Origin of the sequence: Shewanella holmiensis, assembly GCF_025370255.1 — a bacterium.
In the GTDB taxonomy this organism is placed as follows: Bacteria; Pseudomonadota; Gammaproteobacteria; order Enterobacterales; family Shewanellaceae; genus Shewanella; species Shewanella holmiensis.
This window is the reverse complement of record NZ_JAMTCD010000005.1, coordinates 194727-211375: the sequence shown is the minus strand read 5'-3', so window position 1 is coordinate 211375 and position 16649 is coordinate 194727. Positions and strand designations below refer to the sequence as shown.

Below are 16649 nucleotides of genomic sequence, written 5' to 3'. Positions count from 1 at the left end.
AAAGAGCACGTCTCCTAGCCATGACACGCTAGCGACGATAAAAGAATTTAGTATTTTGCGTAAGCAACTTACTAAAGGAGCGGTAGTTCAGTTGGTTAGAATACCGGCCTGTCACGCCGGGGGTCGCGGGTTCGAGTCCCGTCCGCTCCGCCAACTTAAGATGAAAGCCCTAGCAGCAATGCTAGGGCTTTTTTCGTTTTGCTGATTTAGCGAAATATAGATTCTTATTTAGTTTATTAGCATGCTAACGATCTGATCTTTTTCCCATCTTTACTCCACTACAATAAAGTCCATTATGTAGCGCTATATTCACTGTTTTTCAAAAAGGTTATTGGTTTAATGTGGAAAGCATTCTGATTAATCGAACTATTTTCTTGCTATTGCCATATTGGTTGCCATAACTTATGGGGCAATTACTGCATTAAAGGATTTAGCAATGAAGCTAGAGATGATTTGTACTGGTGAAGAAGTATTATCTGGCCAGATTATTGATACCAATGCCGCTTGGGTAGCTAACGAGCTGATGTCCCTTGGAATTGAAATGCAACAACGGACAACGGTAGGTGATCGTTTAGATGACCTAGTTACTGTTTTTCAGGAGCGAAGCAAACATGCAGATGTGATATTGGTTAATGGCGGTTTAGGACCCACTAGCGATGACATGTCTGCACTGGCTATGGCAGTCGCCAAAGGGGAAGCCTTAGTTGAAAACGTCCAATGGCGAGAACATTTAGTTGATTGGTTTACTAAAAGTGGCCGAGTGATGGCTAAGAGTAATTTGAAGCAGGCAATGTTACCCGAATCTGCAGTTATGGTTGATAACCCTGTTGGTACAGCTTGTGGCTTTAGAGTTAAGTTAAATAATGCGTGGTTGTTTTTTACCCCTGGTGTGCCTTTTGAACTAAAGCATATGTTTACAGAGCAGTTTGTGCCGTTTATTACACAAGAGTTCGGTTTGGCTGACAATACACAATTGCATAAGTTGCTCACTATAGGTTATGGCGAATCAGCATTAGCGGATATGTTAACAGAACTTTCACTACCTGATGGTGTTGAATTAGGTTACCGCTCTTCAATGCCACACATTGAAATTAAAATCTTTGCCAGAGGCGATAAAGCGATCCGAGCGCTTCCTGAGGTGACTAAAGCGGTTAAACAATGTTTAGGTACCGCGGTTGTTGCTGAAAATAAAGCAACGTTAGCCGAAGAGATCCATGGTCGTTTATTTCAATCGGGTTTTAGCCTCAGTGTTGCAGAGTCTTGCACTGGTGGCATGATCACTAGTCAGCTGATTGCTTTTGCTGGCAGTTCCTCATACTTACATCATGGATTAGTTACTTATAGTAATGAGTCTAAGGTGAAAGTGTTGGGCGTTAGCCCACAGATTTTGGACGATCATGGTGCCGTTTCCATTGCGACAGTTGAGGCGATGGCAGATGGTGCTCGTAAGATTTTGGATAGTGATTTTGCTTTGGCTACCAGTGGTATCGCAGGCCCTGATGGAGGCACTGATGATAAACCTGTCGGAACAGTCGCTATTGCATTGGCAACCAAGCAGGGCGTGTATAGCCAAATGGTTAAATTGCCTAGACGTTCTCGTCAGTTAGTGAGAAGTTTAAGTGCTGCTGTAGCTTATGACATGTTGCGCCGAGCATTGCTTGATGAAGCCGTGATTGTTGATTATCCTTCAATTGGTCGCTTTGATAAGTAACCGGAATTTATCTTCAGCGGCTATTTAACGCTAATTGCGTGGACAAGCTTGCTATAGACCTGCGATTGACGGGTAAACTAGTCTTGTTACCACTAACGATTTCTAGCTGCTGAGATAATGTTTTTATTTAAGATTATTAATGGATTGCTATATATCTTTAATCGGGTTTTGGTTAGTTCTCTGCAACTCTGATTAATATTAGAGAATAAAATAAAGCGCCTATAGCGCTTTATTTTTAAGAGATGTCTCAGCTAAAACTTTACTACTAACTTGCCTTTTTCTACCGCAAGTTCTTTGGTCATTTTAGCCATTAATGCTTGATTAGTGTCATTCATATCAAGCGTATACACTGGCTGATTTTCTAAAAAACCACGTAAAAAAGTCATCACTTGTGGCGTAATTGTTGAGAGTGTTTGTTCAATCTCGGCGGGTTCAGCACTGACATTGACTAAATTTAACTGACGTAAATAGACACTTTTAGTTTGGCTGTCGTACCAAGGTTGTGCTTCAAATGTTGTTTTAAGTTTAGCGCTGATTGGCATTAGCGGATTGCGGATACTGACTTTTGTCGTCGCCGTTAAACCCATAATGTTAGGTTTGTCGCCTAAGCTAACTTGCATATCATTTAACACCAAATTGATACCGATAATCTGGTTGCCTTGTTTAACCTCAAAATGCATCTCATTATTGAGGTAATTTTCTATTTCATTTTCAGTAATGCTGTACTGACTGGCGCAGCCAGTCAGTAGTAGCAATGCACTGACAAATATCAGTTGTAATGTTTTCATTAACCCGTGTTTCTCATACCAGCGGCAACGCCCGCGATAGTAAGCATTAGCGCCAGTTGTACGTGCTCAGAAGGTTCAGCTTCTTTACGTGTACGGGCTAATAGCTCGGTTTGCAGGAAGTTTAGCGGATCAATGTATGGATTGCGAAGTTTAACTGATTCACGGTTCCAAGGAGTATGTGACATTAACTGATCTGATTCAGTTAGTGATAACACAGTATCGATACCGAGTTGTAATCTTTGGCGTAGCTTTTCACCTAAATGATGTAATTCAGGTTTCACTAAGCAGTTTTCATAATAACGCGCTAAATTTGGCTCAGCTTTCATATAGACCATTTCTAGCATAGAAATTCGCGTTTCAAAAAATGGCCATTCAGCTTCCATTTCACGAAGTAATGTTAGCTCGTCACGTTGAATTGCAGCATTTAAAGCTTCACCAGCGCCTAACCAGGCAGGTAGCATTAAGCGGTTTTGTGACCAAGCAAAAATCCATGGAATAGCACGTAAACTTTCAATACCCCCATCGACTTTACGTTTTGCAGGTCGGCTACCCAACGGTAGTTTACCTAACTCGACTTCAGGTGTCGCTGAGCGGAAATAAGGCACGAAGTCTTTTTCTTCACGCACAATACCGCGGTAATGTGATACCGATTCTTCAGCAATACGTTGCATACAATCGCGCCAAGCCTTTTTAGGTTCTGGAGGCGGTAATAACGTCGCTTCCATCACGGCCGATGTATATAAAGCTAAGCTTTGTACGGCTAATTTAGGCAAGCCAAACTTGAAGCGGATCATCTCGCCTTGTTCCGTTACGCGGATACGGCCATCAACTGAACCAGGAGGTTGCGATAGAATTGCTTTATGAGCCGGTCCGCCCCCACGTCCGATAGAACCACCACGACCATGGAACAGCATCAATTTAACGTTAGCTTTATTACATACCGCAACCAATTGCTCTTGTGCACGATATTGCGCCCAAGCCGCTGCCATCACACCGGCATCTTTTGCTGAGTCGGAATAGCCAATCATGACTTCTTGCATACCCTTAGTATAGCCACGATACCAATCGATATTTAATAATGACTCAATGCAGCTTGCCGCGTTGGTTAAATCTTCTAATGTTTCAAATAATGGCACAACGCGCATTGGATGACTGCAACCGGTTTCTTTTAATAGCAGTAACACGGTTAATACATCAGACGGTTTACCCGCCATCGAAATCACGTATGAACCTAAAGATTCTTTAGGTTGTTTTGCGATAAGTGCACAGGTTTTAATGACTTCTGCCACATCATCGCTTGGTTGCCAGTTAGAAGGGATTAATGGGCGACGGCTAGTTAATTCGCGTAACAAGAAAGCTTGTTTCTCGTTTTCGTCCCAAGCGTTATAGTCGCCTAAACCTAAATAACGGGTTAGCTCAGCAATCACATCGCTATGGCGAGTTGAGTCTTGGCGGATATCCAGACGTAACATATGAATGCCAAAGCTTGCAAGACGACGTAAAATATCGAGTAATAAACCGTTTGCTATAAGCTTCATACCGCTATCGCACAGACTATTGTAAAGAAGCTCTAGTGGCTCCTGTAGGTCTGCTTGGTGCCAGACTATGTCACTGGTATCAATATCAGGGTGACGGCCTTCAAGGCGTTCGTTTAAATAGTCGATTGTTTTACGCAATTTGCAACGTAACTTGCGTAACACCACACGATATGGCTCGTTACTGTTTTCGGTAAGGGCCAATAATTCAGGTGTAGCTTGCTCCATTGATAATTCGCCAACCAATGCCACAATGTCTTTTAGATAAAGACGTGCAGCGGCATGACGGTTTCTATCTAATACTTCTTGGGTCACTTTGTGGGTAACAAATGGGTTACCATCACGATCGCCGCCCATCCAGCTAGAAAATCTCACTGGCGCGATATTAATAGGTAGCTCTTTACCGGTACGTTGCTCAACTTGATCATTTAGCTGACGTAGAAAATCAGGAATAGCTTGCCATAAAGAGGTTTCAATGGTGCTTAATCCCCAACGCGCTTCATCAACAGGCGTTGGACGTTCGCTACGTATTTCGTTGGTATGCCATATTTGGGCAATTAACTGGCGTAACCGTAAACTATTTTGGCTGCGTTCTCTATCAGATAACTGGCTATTTTCTTGGTCAGTTAAACAATCAACTACGGCAGAGTATTTTTGAATTAATGTGCGGCGAGAGATTTCAGTTGGATGCGCCGTTAACACTAAATCGATTTCCAGTTGCTTTAAGCAATTGATCACATCATTTTCGTCTAAATCGGTATTTAATATTCTGCCCAGAAGCTGTTCAACAGGATCGGGAACACATACTAACTCATCGCAGTTGCGACTAATGGTGTGGTATTGCTCAGCAATGTTGGCTAAGTTTAAAAATTGGTTAAAGGCTTTGGCAAATGGGACTAACTCTTCATCAGGCAAAGATGTTAGCAGGGCTAACATTTGCTCGCGTGAGCTTTCATCACCCTTACGAGCTTGTTTGGCGAGAATACGGATTTGTTCAACTTTCTCAAGAAATGCATCACCAAGATGGCTTTGCATAGTTTCACCTAAAATTTGGCCTAAATGTCCCACGTTTGATCTTAGTGAGGCATACATATCTGCCACTTGCTCTGCCATACATACTCCAAAGTCACTCGTTTAAATTGCCTGGCTATCACAATAACCATCGTACAGTATTCGGTCAATACACCAACACTGTGTTTTGTAATTTTATTTCGTTAAAAACTTTCACTCTGCGCAATTTGTAGCGCTTATTTAGTGATTTCTACTTAATACATGCGTGATAAATCATTTTTTTGATCAATTCTACCGTCGGTGTAAGGTATTCTAAACCGATAAATTCGTCAGGTTGATGCGCTTGATTAATGCTGCCAGGGCCTAAAACCAGAGTCTGACAGCCTAATTTATTAATGTATGGCGCCTCGGTTGAATAGTTAACCACTTCTGCTTCATGGCCGGATAACTCAGCAACGAGTTTGGTCCATGGGTTGTCGGCTTTTCCGGCAAATGATTCAGCGCCAGGATAGAGCGTGCTAACGCTAATACTGCCAGGATACTCTTTGCTAATATCACTTAAGTAATTCAATACCATTAATTCAAGCTCAGCCAGTTCCATGCCCGGAAGAGGGCGAATATCAAGGTGTAAATCGCAACAGCCGCAAATTCGGTTTGCCGCATCACCGCCATGAATATGGCCAAAGTTCATGGTTGGGTAAGGTACAGTAAAGGCATCTTCACGATAGTTTTCACTTAAATGCTGTTTCAGTTTCATTAGCTGGCTGATGACCTTATGCATCACTTCAATGGCATTTAATCCTCTTGCGGGATCTGAAGAGTGACCACTGCGACCGATTACCCGAATTCCCTGAGCTAAATGACCTTTATGCATATATACAGGTTTTAAGCTGGTCGGCTCGCCGATCACAGCATAATCAGGCGCAATGGCTTTTGAGTCGGCAAACGCTTTGGCACCGCTCATGGTAGTCTCTTCATCGGCGCTGGCAAAAATGGTTAATGGGCGTTTAAAGTCTTTAAGTGGCATATCTTTCAATGCTTCAAGGACTAACGCAAAAAAACCTTTCATGTCGCAGGTGCCTAGACCATACCAGCGATTATCTTTTTCAACGAGTTCGAATGGGCTTTGGCTCCAACGGCCTTCATCAAATGGCACAGTATCAGTGTGGCCTGCCAATAAAAGCCCGCCTTCACCTTGACCTAGGCGAGCGATTAAATTCTGCTTGTTACGTGAGTCGGTCACTATAGGAGTTTCGCAACTAAAACCTAACTCGCTAAACCAGTTTTGCAACAAGCCTATAACTGCATGATTACTCATATCGTGCTCAGGTTCGAGCGCGCTAATAGATGGTGTGCTAATTAACTGTGAAAACGCATCTTTAAGGTGAGGTAGTGTGCTCATTTATGATCCTAAGTAGAAAAATAATAAAATACTTATTCAGTAATATTGCATAAATAATATTGTGTGTTAGTCTAGCAAACAGATGACTAAGGCACTACAACTTGACTGTAAGAAATGAAAATAAATATGCGTAAATTTGCTGTGAAATCCAATATATCAATAATTAAAGCGAACTTCCTGCGACGATAGCGCCAAATGAGACGTCCTCCGTCTAAAATGCTTTATGCTAACACTTCCATTTATGACAAAAAAAGACAACAACACAATGAAAAATATCGCAATTATAGGTGCTAGTGGTTACACCGGCGCACAAATTACGTCTTTGATCAATGCTGATGCTAATTTATCAGTGCAGGGATTGTATGTCTCAGAAAACAGTTTAGATAAAGGTCGCAAACTGGCGGACTTGTATCCTACATACAGCCACATGCCTTATGTGCTGTCACCTTTAACGGCTGAAGCTAAAGCGCAAATTATCGCAGAAGCCGATGCGGTGGTATTAGCCACTGAGCATTCAATTAGTTTGGAACTAGCCGCTGAATTTTATAAAAAAGGTTTAGCCGTATTCGATTTAAGCGGCGCGTATCGTTTTGCTGATGTTGCCCAATATCCTAAATGGTATGGCTTTGAACATACGCATCCAGAAGTTTTAGCCGATGCGGTTTATGGATTAGCAGAATGGAATGCGGAACAAATTAAGCAAACTAAAATGATTGCCGTACCAGGATGTTACCCGACGGCATCATTAACAGCGTTAAAGCCGTTAAAACCCTTTTTAACATCAGCTTATCCGGTGATTAATGCCGTGAGTGGTGTTACGGGCGCGGGACGTAAAGCACAGCTGCACACCAGTTTTTGTGAGGTCAGCTTAACGCCATACGGTGTATTAGGTCACAGACATCAACCTGAAATAGCGACTCAGTTAGGTCAGGAAGTTATTTTTACCCCACATTTGGGCAATTTTAAACGAGGCATTCTCGCGACCATTACCGTGCAGCTAAAATCTGGCACGACAGAAGCCGATGTAGCAAAAGCATATAGTGTGTATGACAACTCGCCAATTGTGACGGTCAAGCATAATCAATTTCCAAAAGTCGACGATGTGGTATTAACCCCAAATTGTCATCTGGGTTGGAAATACGATGCCAATAGTGGCTACCTTGTTGTCGCAAGTGCTATCGATAATTTAATGAAAGGTGCAGCAAGCCAAGGTTTGCAATGTATCAAAATCCACTTCGGCGTGTAACGGCTAATAAAACAAGGATATAAAAGTGACAACTCATTCTGTTTTAGTGCTGAAAGTTGGCGGCGCGTTATTACAAACTGAAACCGGTATGGCTAATTTAATGTCTGCGATTAAAGACATGACGGCAGCGGGTCAGAAAATTGTATTGGTTCATGGTGGTGGTTGCTTAGTTGATGAGCAATTAACCGCTAATGGTAAAGAGATTATCAAGCTTGACGGTTTACGCGTTACCCCAGCCGATCAAATCGGTATTGTTGTCGGCGCATTAGCGGGCACCTCAAACAAAATCCTGCAAGCTGCGGCAGCAAAAGCAGGTGTCGTCAGTGTCGGCATGAGCTTGGGCGACGGTAATGTGGTTAACGCCAACATTAAAGATGAACGTTTAGGTCTAGTAGGTGAAGTCACCCCAAATGACGCCAGCTATTTGAACTTTATTTTACAACAAGGCTGGTTGCCCATTTGCAGTTCTATCGCGGTGTCTGATGCCGGTGAAATGTTAAATGTGAATGCAGATCAGGCCGCAACGGCATTAGCTAAGTTAGTTAATGGCACATTGGTGCTGTTATCTGATGTTGCGGGAGTGTGGGATGCTAACAAGCAAGTGATAAAAAGTTTGAACAAAAGCCAAATAGAAACTTTGGTTGCAGAGGGTGTAATTGAAAAAGGCATGAAAGTAAAAGTTGAAGCAGCTTTAGAAGTCGCACAATGGATGGGGAAACCCGTTTTAGTCGCTTCTTGGCTAGAAACCGAACAGTTAAAAACATTAGCACAAGGCGGGTCCATCGGGACTCAAATACAGCCTTAATGGAGTAGTTTATGAAGCACCTGTTGTCGATAAAAGAGTTATCTCAAACTCAGTTACTGGATATTTTAGCATTAGCTAAAAAAATTAAAGCAAACCCAGCTGAGTACCGTCGCGCCTTAGATGGAAAAAGCGTTGTGATGCTTTTTGAAAAGCCGTCACTGCGCACTCGAGTGAGCTTCGATATCGGCATCAATAAATTAGGTGGTCATTGTTTATACCTTGATCAACAAAATGGTGCTTTAGGTAAGCGTGAATCGGTAGAAGATTTTGCTACCAACATTTCATGCTGGGCAGATGCAATTGTTGCAAGAACCTATTCACATACCACCATTGAAAAATTAGCTAAGCATGGCAGTGTACCTGTGATTAATGCCTTATCTGATTTGTATCACCCATGCCAAGCACTTGCTGACTTTTTATCATTGTCTGAGCAGTTTGATGATGTCAGCAAAGCAAAATTAGCTTATGTTGGTGATGGTAATAATGTGACACATTCACTTATTTATGGCGCAGCCATTTTAGGTTTAACCATGACAGTGATTTGTCCTGAAGGGTATTTCCCTGATGCCTTAGTGGTAACAGAGGCACAAGCTTTAGCAAAACAAAATGGCGGCAAGCTGACATTATCAGCTGATATTAATCAAATAGCAGGCCACGATGCTATCTATACCGACACTTGGATTTCAATGGGTGATGACACCTCTTTAACCGAAATTAAAGAACGTTTCAGCCCATACCAAGTGAATGCTGAGTTAATGGCAAAAGCGGGGGCAAAATACTTTATGCATTGTTTACCCGCCCACCGTGGCGTAGAAGTCACAGATGAAGTGATGGACGGCAAAGGATCGTTAATTTTAGATCAAGCTGAAAATCGTATGCATGCTCAAAATGCCGTATTAGTCACCTTATTAAGTTAATACTGTCAGCAGTATTAATCGTTAAATTGAACAGCGTTTAGTCGCAGATTGTAGGAAGAAAACATGTCTAGTGCAGTGAAAAAAACCGGCGTTAAAAAAGTCGTCTTAGCTTACTCTGGTGGGTTAGACACCTCAGCGATCATCCCATGGTTAAAAGAAACCTATGATGATTGTGAAATCGTGGCATTTTGTGCTGACGTAGGTCAGGGCGAAGAAGAGTTAATTGGTTTACATGAAAAAGCCATCGCTTCAGGTGCTTCTGAATGTCACATCGTTGATCTAAAAGAAGAGTTTGTTGCAGATTATATTTACCCCACTATCGCTACCGGTGCCATTTACGAAGGTACTTACTTGTTAGGTACGTCTATGGCGCGTCCTATTATTGCTAAAGCGCAAGTAGAAGTGGCACGTAAAGTGGGTGCAGATGCGGTATGTCATGGTTGTACAGGTAAAGGCAATGATCAGGTGCGTTTTGAAGGTTGTTTTGCTGCGCTAGCACCAGATTTAAAAGTGATTGCGCCATGGCGTGAATGGGAAATGCGTAGTCGCGAAGACTTGCTTGCCTATTTGGCAGAGCGTGACATCAAAACCAGCGCCTCAGCGACTAAAATTTATAGCCGTGATGCTAACGCATGGCACATTTCCCATGAAGGCGGCGAGTTAGAAGATCCGTGGAACGAGCCTTCAAAAGGTGTGTGGACGTTAACTGTTGCGCCAGAAGATGCACCGAATGAGCCAGAATATGTGTCACTGGCCATTAAAAATGGTCGTGTGACCCATGTCAATGATGAAGCTTTGTCACCTTATGCAGCATTAATGAAGCTAAATGATATTGCTGGTAAACATGGTGTAGGCCGTATCGATATTACCGAAAACCGTTTAGTTGGCATGAAGTCTCGTGGTTGTTATGAAACACCAGGCGGCACAGTAATGTTTGCTGGCTTACGTGCCATTGAAGAGTTAGTGTTAGATAAAACTAGCCGTACTTGGCGTGAACAAATTGCCGGCCAAATGTCGCATTTAGTATACGACGGTCGTTGGTTTACGCCTTTATGTAAGTCGCTTATTGCGGCATCAGAGTCTTTAGCTGAATCAGTCAATGGTGATGTGGTGATCAAGCTTTATAAAGGTCAGGCAACCCCAGTTAAAAAGCGCTCGCCAAACAGCTTATATTCAGAATCATTTGCCACCTTTGGTGAAGATGATGTGTATGACCAAAAGCACGCTGAAGGCTTTATCCGCTTATATTCTTTAGCTAGCCGTATTCGCGCGCTAAATAGCAAATAAGCATAAAGCTCATGATATTAGGGCGCTGATTAGGCGCCCTTCTTGTAATCACTTTTGTTTTGCAAAGAGTGCTTACCAGAAGTAAATACTCATAGAATCGACTTAATTGAATAGCTACAGCTAAAAAGAGGATACCGACATGGCATTATGGGGCGGAAGATTTCAGGGCGAGACCAGTGCACTTTTCAAATTATTTAATGACTCGCTACCCGTTGATTATCGCTTATTTGAACAGGATGTTGTTGGTTCAATTGCCTGGGCTGATGCCATCGCAAGTGTCGGTATTATTACCGCGCAAGAGTGCACAGATTTGAAAGCGGCATTAAATGAATTGTTAGTTGAAGTTGGTAATGATCCACAAGCCATTATCAGCAATGGCGCCGAAGATATTCACAGTTTTGTAGAACAAAAGCTGATTGCCAAAGTAGGCGATTTAGGTAAAAAGCTGCATACAGGACGTTCACGTAACGACCAAGTCGCAACTGACTTAAAATTATGGTGTAAAAAAGAAGGTGCGACTTTACTGGCTAAATTGGGCACCTTACACGCTGAATTAATCGCGGTAGCCGAGCGAGAAGTCGACGCGGTTATGCCGGGTTATACCCATTTACAACGTGCGCAACCTGTTACCTTTGGTCACTGGGCATTAGCTTATGTTGAAATGTTTGAGCGTGATATTAGCCGCTTACAAGATGCCCTTAACCGTGCGGACTCTTGTCCATTAGGTTCAGGTGCATTAGCTGGCACGGCTTACCCGATTGACCGTCATGCGTTAGCTACCGCACTTAACTTTGCTCGGCCGACACTTAACAGCCTAGATACCGTATCAGATCGCGATCACGTGGTTGAGCTTTGTAGTTCAGCGTCTATTAGCATGATGCATTTAAGCCGCATGGCTGAAGATTTAATTTTCTTCAACTCAGGCGAAGCTAACTTTATTTCATTAGCGGATGAAGTGACCTCTGGATCATCACTGATGCCACAAAAGAAAAACCCAGACGCATTAGAGTTAATCCGCGGTAAAACCGGTCGTGTTTATGGCAGTTTAGTGGGTATTTTAACCACCATGAAAGCCTTACCTTTGGCCTACAACAAAGACATGCAAGAAGACAAAGAAGGCTTATTTGATGTGGTTGACAGCTGGGCAATTTGTTTAGACATGGCAGCATTAGTGTTGTCAGGCTTAAAAGTGAATCGTCCACAGGCTTTACTTGCCGCTCAGCAAGGTTACGCAAATGCGACAGAATTAGCCGATTACTTAGTTGCTAAAGGCATGCCTTTTCGTGAAGCGCACCATGTGGTAGGTGAAGTAGTAGTGTTTGCCATTGGTGAGCTAAAACCAATTGAAGAGTTAACTGTTGCGCAACTCCAGCAGTTTGCAAAGGTGATTAGCGACGATGTTTACCCTAACTTAACCATTGAAGCCTGTTTAGAAAAACGTGATGTATTGGGTGGCACAGCATTGAATCAAGTTAAGGCTGCTATCGCCGCTAAAAAGGCGTAAAACTAGCGTTATTTATCAACAAGCCCTGCTGGTGGACATCAGCAGGGCTTGTTTCATTTTGGGATATTCTTACCGTAACACTGTCGAGGCAGTTGTCATCTTTTTGTCATAAAATCTTAATATTATGAGGTAAATCATTTTTCTCTATTAGAACCCTGCCATGAAAATTTCGACGCTTTCATTAACCGCATCGGCCATTTTATTGTTATTAGCCGGTTTACTTGCTACAGCAGTGTTATGGAGTACAGATAAACGCAGTGAAGTCGACTCCCAAGCCAAAGCATTACTGGATATTCAGCAAGATTTTCTACTAGAGGTGCGTCCCAATATTAGTGCCTATTTGCAGTCGGGAGACAGTCATAACCTGACCCAAGCTCGTCAATATTTAGCCGAGATTGCTGAACGCATTACCCAGTTAAACTTGGCTACAGCGCAGGTTGAAATTGCTGCAGCCACGCAGTTTTTGAATGAATTGGTTAATAACCTAGATAATCGCTATCGCGCGGCCGGAAAACTGGCTGGCAATCCACGCCAATTACTTGCCTATGCCGAATCTGAAATGTTGGATAATAATAAACGCTTGGCCGATTATGCCGAGCAAGGCGCGACAATCAATCCCTCATTAGCCCAACAGTATTTATCCCTTACTCGAGAATTACCCCTAGTGGTTTATCGGCTGTCACAACAATCAGAAGGGTATTTGATAGGGAAAGACAATCGGCTTGAGTCTGGTTTGAAAGCCAGCATTGCAGAGCTTAGTACTTGGCATGAGCAGTTAAATTTATTGCCATTAATTGGCATGTATCAACAGCAAGAGGTTGATGAATTTGCTTTGGGGGATGATGAGCCTGAACAAGTCGAAATGGGTGAGCTGTACCGCGACGAACTGCTGAGTTTAAGTGCGCGTTATGAAAAAGAAATTGCCAATACCTATCAAATGCTAACAGATAATGTAGCCGTGCAGGCACAGCTTGCGGATGATACTCAACAAGTGGAAGCCAAGCTGTTTGCACTGGGCAGTATTCAAGCGGAGTTTGATCAGCAGTTAAAGCAGTGGCTGCAAACGATTTTGTACGCCATAGTGACAACAATCAGTTTATTTGCCATTGGCTATTTGTGGCTGCAACATCGCAGCGTAGTCATGCCGTTAACCCGATTAAATAGCGCATTTATGCAATTAAGTGAGTCTAATAGTCGTGAGCCGCTAGTGATTGCCAGTCGCAATGAAACCGGCCAAATAGCAGACCATTTTAACCAACTGCTGTTACGATTTGAACAAGAAGATAATCAGCAGCGTCAACAAGTGACAGCGGTGTCAAACTCATTGGGCTTACTGATTGACCGAATAAAGTGTATTGCAACCAATACCGAACAAACCCAGGCCGTAGTTGATGTGGCCCAAACCCAAACGTCTCAGATTATGTCCCTTGCAGATGAAGTAAAACAGTCTTCAATGAAGGTGGAATACAGTGCCACCATCACCATGCAGCATATGCAAGAAAGCCAGCAACAAGCGGTTGAAGTGTTGACAGCAACTCAAGTATCACAACAGGCGGTTGATCATTGTCAGGCATCGTTAGCGGAATTATCGACCTCGGTGACGAGTGTGACGCAAATTGTTGATGTGATCGGTAATATTGCAGAGCAAACTAACTTGCTGGCGTTAAATGCCGCCATTGAAGCGGCGCGTGCAGGTGAGCAAGGCCGGGGCTTTGCCGTGGTGGCCGATGAAGTGCGCAATTTGTCGCATCGCACCCAATCTTCTTTAAAAGACATTATGCGTATTTTAAATCAGTTAAGCCTATCAAATACCAGTTTAACTGACAGCGTAAACGGAATAGGGCAAGCAACACAAAGCCAGCAGCAGCGGGTAAACCTATTACTTGAAGTCGCCCAAACGGTTCAGCATCAAGCCAGTGAAATGGTGGAAACCGCTAAACAGGGTTCGGGGTATGCTAGCCAGCAGGTAAACTATTTAAATGAATTTGCCCAGGCAATGGATACTTTAAAAGGCCATGCACAAACCGCGACAGAGCAAAGTCATCAAATTGCCCAAGAAGTGGCTGATGGCGTTAACACCATTGAGCAAACCTTAGGTATCGCTACAGGTTAATATCAGCCCTATATTTGTGGCGTTTATCGTTTATCGTTAATCGTATATCGTTTCAAGTGAATAGCTAAAAAACTGACGTCTTTCAGGCCCAGAAGCATTGGCGCTCACTTTATTGGGGTGTTTATATTCATCCCAACTCGCCACATTACGGCCAATATTCAGCTGCGGAAAATCAAGTTTTTTAGCCGAAGCTAATGGGTTATTCAATCCGATAAATTCCAACAACTGAGTTAGCGCACCTGTTTGACTAATATCGAGTGAGATAAAATTATCTCGACCAGCAAAATACTCACTAACCTGTTGCTGGTGGGTCAAATAACATCTGCGTAAATGATCTGCATCAGCTGGTTCTGCCATATCCCAAATTTTAAAACTGTGTTGAAAACTCCGCTTCATAATGGGGTGAAAGCGCCCAGATTTTTTATCTAAATGCACCAACATGCGCCCAAGCAACATTTGCATCGACGGGATCCACTTATCCAACGGCCTATCTAAATAAACAAACTTAGCAGCAGGAAACAGCTTATCCAACTGTTGATAATCACTAAAGCAGGGCGCATCCGACACTGCATCAGCCAACATAAACGCCTGCTTAGTAAAGGCCTGGTGAGCAACCGTTAAGCCTTGCTCAAGCAACGCCACACTCACGCTAGTCGTACCTGTTCGTGGCAGGCCAATAATAAACACTTTATTTGCCACAGCGGCTTTAGGCTTAGCGGCTTGTGGTGATGTCGATACTTCAGTCAGCTTGGATGTCATTAATTACCGTCGCATTGGGTTATTGAAAGGTAAACTTATTGATTAATCAGTCAGTCATATAAATTACCGGTTACACCATTTATGATTAGTCACCTAACGCTACCATTTTGTCGGTAAATATTGAGTGTAATATAGCGGCATGACGATATGTTCTTTCTCTAGTGCTGATGATCCTTGTGTGCCGGTAAGCTTGAATGTTTTGCTTGGATCGCACTTTTCGATATATGACGCAAGAGATTTAGCACGCGTACGTTTACCACTTTTGACTTCGATAGGGAAAATGTTGCCAGCATCATTAGTCACAATAAACTCTATTTCTGCTCGAGCATCATTCCAAGAGTAGCTAGGGTCAACACCCATAGCAGCCAGTTCTTGCTGGACAAAGTTTTCGGCAATATACCCTTTGTACTCATAACTTTGCTGTTTTATTTCTTTATAACTACAGCCAAGCATATGGCTGAGTAGCCCTATATCGAACATGAATAGCTTAACCATATTGTCTTTTTTGTAAGCGGCAAGTGGTGATTTAGGCGCCCCTTCAATCGGATAGTTAGCCAGTGCCAAGCGACAACGAAGTAACCAGTGGATCGCGTTTTCAAAATCGCTATAACGTGACTTACGTTGGTGGACATTTTTGAATTTAAAGCGCTTAACCGACTCATCCATCACGATAGAGAGTTGTGCAGGTATGCTGCTAAACACTGACTCAATCAAGGTCGCATCAACTTTACCCGCGTATTTACCAAAATCTCGTCGGTAACCTTCTACCAAGTCAGCATGTATTTTCGAGACCTTTGCAACACGTTCTAATATGCTGGCATCTTTATATTGATACCAAACTGCCACCGCCTCTGGCATACCACCGGTAAAGAAATAATCAGTGAGTTTGTCCGTTAGTATGTGGTGTGCGGTCGTCGAACTTGCTTGGGTGTCAAATGCCTTAATTAGCGCAGTTTCTTCGGAGGCATAAATAAATTCTTTGAACGTTAACGGCCGTAAATAGTACTGTTCAACTTTCCCAACAGGGAAAGTATTTAATAATCCAATGTTGGATCCGCTTGCAGCGACAAAGTAAGTCGGGGTTTTTTCAGCGAAATATTTGAGTGATGTGACAGCGCGCTCGCACTCGCCGATTTCGTCAAGAATAAGCAAGTCTGTTTTTGGGTTAAAGCTCTGGCCAGTGATCAGTTCAATGTTTGTTAATAACTCGTCTGGTGCGAGTGAACTATCAAAAGCCTCTTTAAAAGCAGGGTTTTCTAGAAAGTCGATACGCAGCGTATTGGCGAATGTTTTACCAAACAGTAATTGCAGGAGAAACGTTTTACCGGTTTGGCGAGCACCATCAATCAGTAATGGCTTACGCATAGGCTGATTTTTCCACGTCATTAACGAATTGAGTAAGGTACGTTTCATAAAGCCTCTAACCGACGGTAATTAATGTTAGTGACCATTATAAGCATAAAAACACGCATAAGTTACACATTTATGCGCGTAAAAGTGCGCTTAGGTTACACTTTTATGCGCATAAAAGTGTGCTATAGCTACTCAGGGGAGGGGCTTTACGTGACGCA

General features: G+C 42.9%; 12 protein-coding genes and 1 tRNA gene. 8 read left to right on the top strand and 5 right to left on the bottom strand.

The annotated features are described in order from the left end of the window. The first annotated feature begins 76 nt into the window (after nucleotides 1-76). Nucleotides 77-153 (top strand) — tRNA-Asp (locus tag NE535_RS06170). Nucleotides 154-436: 283 nt separating this feature from the next. After that, nucleotides 437-1711, top strand: coding sequence for a CinA family nicotinamide mononucleotide deamidase-related protein (locus tag NE535_RS06165; RefSeq protein ID WP_261297790.1), 1275 nt, complete (start codon nucleotides 437-439; stop codon nucleotides 1709-1711). A 251-nt stretch (nucleotides 1712-1962) separates the two neighbouring features. Here the strand turns inward: NE535_RS06165 and NE535_RS06160 are convergent, their stop codons facing one another. From NE535_RS06160 to argE, 3 genes are all read right to left on the bottom strand, one after another. Beyond that, entirely contained in the window at nucleotides 1963-2499 is a 537-nt protein-coding gene (locus NE535_RS06160) for a YceB family lipoprotein (RefSeq protein ID WP_261297789.1), read from the bottom strand. After that, nucleotides 2499-5147, bottom strand: coding sequence for a phosphoenolpyruvate carboxylase (gene ppc, locus NE535_RS06155; protein ID WP_261297788.1), 2649 nt, complete (start codon nucleotides 5145-5147; stop codon nucleotides 2499-2501). The genes NE535_RS06160 and ppc overlap by 1 nt, the downstream gene beginning before the upstream one ends. Before the next feature lie 148 nt (nucleotides 5148-5295). After that, nucleotides 5296-6447 (bottom strand): acetylornithine deacetylase, encoded by a 1152-nt coding sequence (gene argE / locus NE535_RS06150; RefSeq protein ID WP_261297787.1) that lies wholly within the window; start codon nucleotides 6445-6447, stop codon nucleotides 5296-5298. A 265-nt stretch (nucleotides 6448-6712) separates the two neighbouring features. Between argE and argC the strand changes: the two genes are divergently transcribed. From argC to NE535_RS06120, 6 genes are all read left to right on the top strand, one after another. Then, a complete protein-coding gene (gene argC / locus NE535_RS06145) occupies nucleotides 6713-7693 on the top strand; it encodes an N-acetyl-gamma-glutamyl-phosphate reductase (protein ID WP_261297786.1) in 981 nt (326 codons plus the stop codon). A 25-nt stretch (nucleotides 7694-7718) separates the two neighbouring features. Beyond that, entirely contained in the window at nucleotides 7719-8498 is a 780-nt protein-coding gene (gene argB / locus NE535_RS06140; protein ID WP_261297785.1) for an acetylglutamate kinase, read from the top strand. An 11-nt stretch (nucleotides 8499-8509) separates the two neighbouring features. Continuing rightward, on the top strand, nucleotides 8510-9415 hold the full coding sequence (locus NE535_RS06135) for an ornithine carbamoyltransferase (RefSeq protein WP_261297784.1): 906 nt from the start codon (nucleotides 8510-8512) through the stop codon (nucleotides 9413-9415). A 63-nt stretch (nucleotides 9416-9478) separates the two neighbouring features. Beyond that, complete coding sequence (locus tag NE535_RS06130) at nucleotides 9479-10702, top strand: argininosuccinate synthase (protein ID WP_188842082.1); 1224 nt, start codon at nucleotides 9479-9481, stop codon at nucleotides 10700-10702. Nucleotides 10703-10841: 139 nt separating this feature from the next. Continuing rightward, nucleotides 10842-12206, top strand: coding sequence for an argininosuccinate lyase (argH, locus tag NE535_RS06125; protein WP_261297783.1), 1365 nt, complete (start codon nucleotides 10842-10844; stop codon nucleotides 12204-12206). Between the two features lie 160 nt (nucleotides 12207-12366). Beyond that, entirely contained in the window at nucleotides 12367-14319 is a 1953-nt protein-coding gene (locus tag NE535_RS06120) for a methyl-accepting chemotaxis protein (RefSeq protein WP_261297782.1), read from the top strand. A 36-nt stretch (nucleotides 14320-14355) separates the two neighbouring features. Here NE535_RS06120 and NE535_RS06115 read toward each other — a convergent pair whose 3' ends face one another. Next, the gene (locus tag NE535_RS06115; RefSeq protein WP_261297781.1) at nucleotides 14356-15078 is read right to left on the bottom strand and encodes a sulfotransferase family protein; all 723 of its coding nucleotides are present in this window, start codon (nucleotides 15076-15078) and stop codon (nucleotides 14356-14358) included. 99 nt (nucleotides 15079-15177) lie between these two features. Then, a complete protein-coding gene (locus NE535_RS06110) occupies nucleotides 15178-16491 on the bottom strand; it encodes an ATP-binding protein (RefSeq protein WP_261297780.1) in 1314 nt (437 codons plus the stop codon). Between the last annotated feature and the right edge of the window lie 158 nt (nucleotides 16492-16649).

Coding starts and splice junctions, on each gene's coding strand:
- NE535_RS06165 (WP_261297790.1), top strand. CDS start 437: ATGAAGCTAGAGATGATTTGTACTGGTGAAGAAGTATTATCTGGCCAG.
- NE535_RS06160 (WP_261297789.1), bottom strand. CDS start 2,499: ATGAAAACATTACAACTGATATTTGTCAGTGCATTGCTACTACTGACT.
- ppc (WP_261297788.1), bottom strand. CDS start 5,147: ATGGCAGAGCAAGTGGCAGATATGTATGCCTCACTAAGATCAAACGTG.
- argE (WP_261297787.1), bottom strand. CDS start 6,447: ATGAGCACACTACCTCACCTTAAAGATGCGTTTTCACAGTTAATTAGC.
- argC (WP_261297786.1), top strand. CDS start 6,713: ATGAAAAATATCGCAATTATAGGTGCTAGTGGTTACACCGGCGCACAA.
- NE535_RS06135 (WP_261297784.1), top strand. CDS start 8,510: ATGAAGCACCTGTTGTCGATAAAAGAGTTATCTCAAACTCAGTTACTG.
- NE535_RS06130 (WP_188842082.1), top strand. CDS start 9,479: ATGTCTAGTGCAGTGAAAAAAACCGGCGTTAAAAAAGTCGTCTTAGCT.
- argH (WP_261297783.1), top strand. CDS start 10,842: ATGGCATTATGGGGCGGAAGATTTCAGGGCGAGACCAGTGCACTTTTC.
- NE535_RS06120 (WP_261297782.1), top strand. CDS start 12,367: ATGAAAATTTCGACGCTTTCATTAACCGCATCGGCCATTTTATTGTTA.
- NE535_RS06115 (WP_261297781.1), bottom strand. CDS start 15,078: ATGACATCCAAGCTGACTGAAGTATCGACATCACCACAAGCCGCTAAG.
- NE535_RS06110 (WP_261297780.1), bottom strand. CDS start 16,491: ATGAAACGTACCTTACTCAATTCGTTAATGACGTGGAAAAATCAGCCT.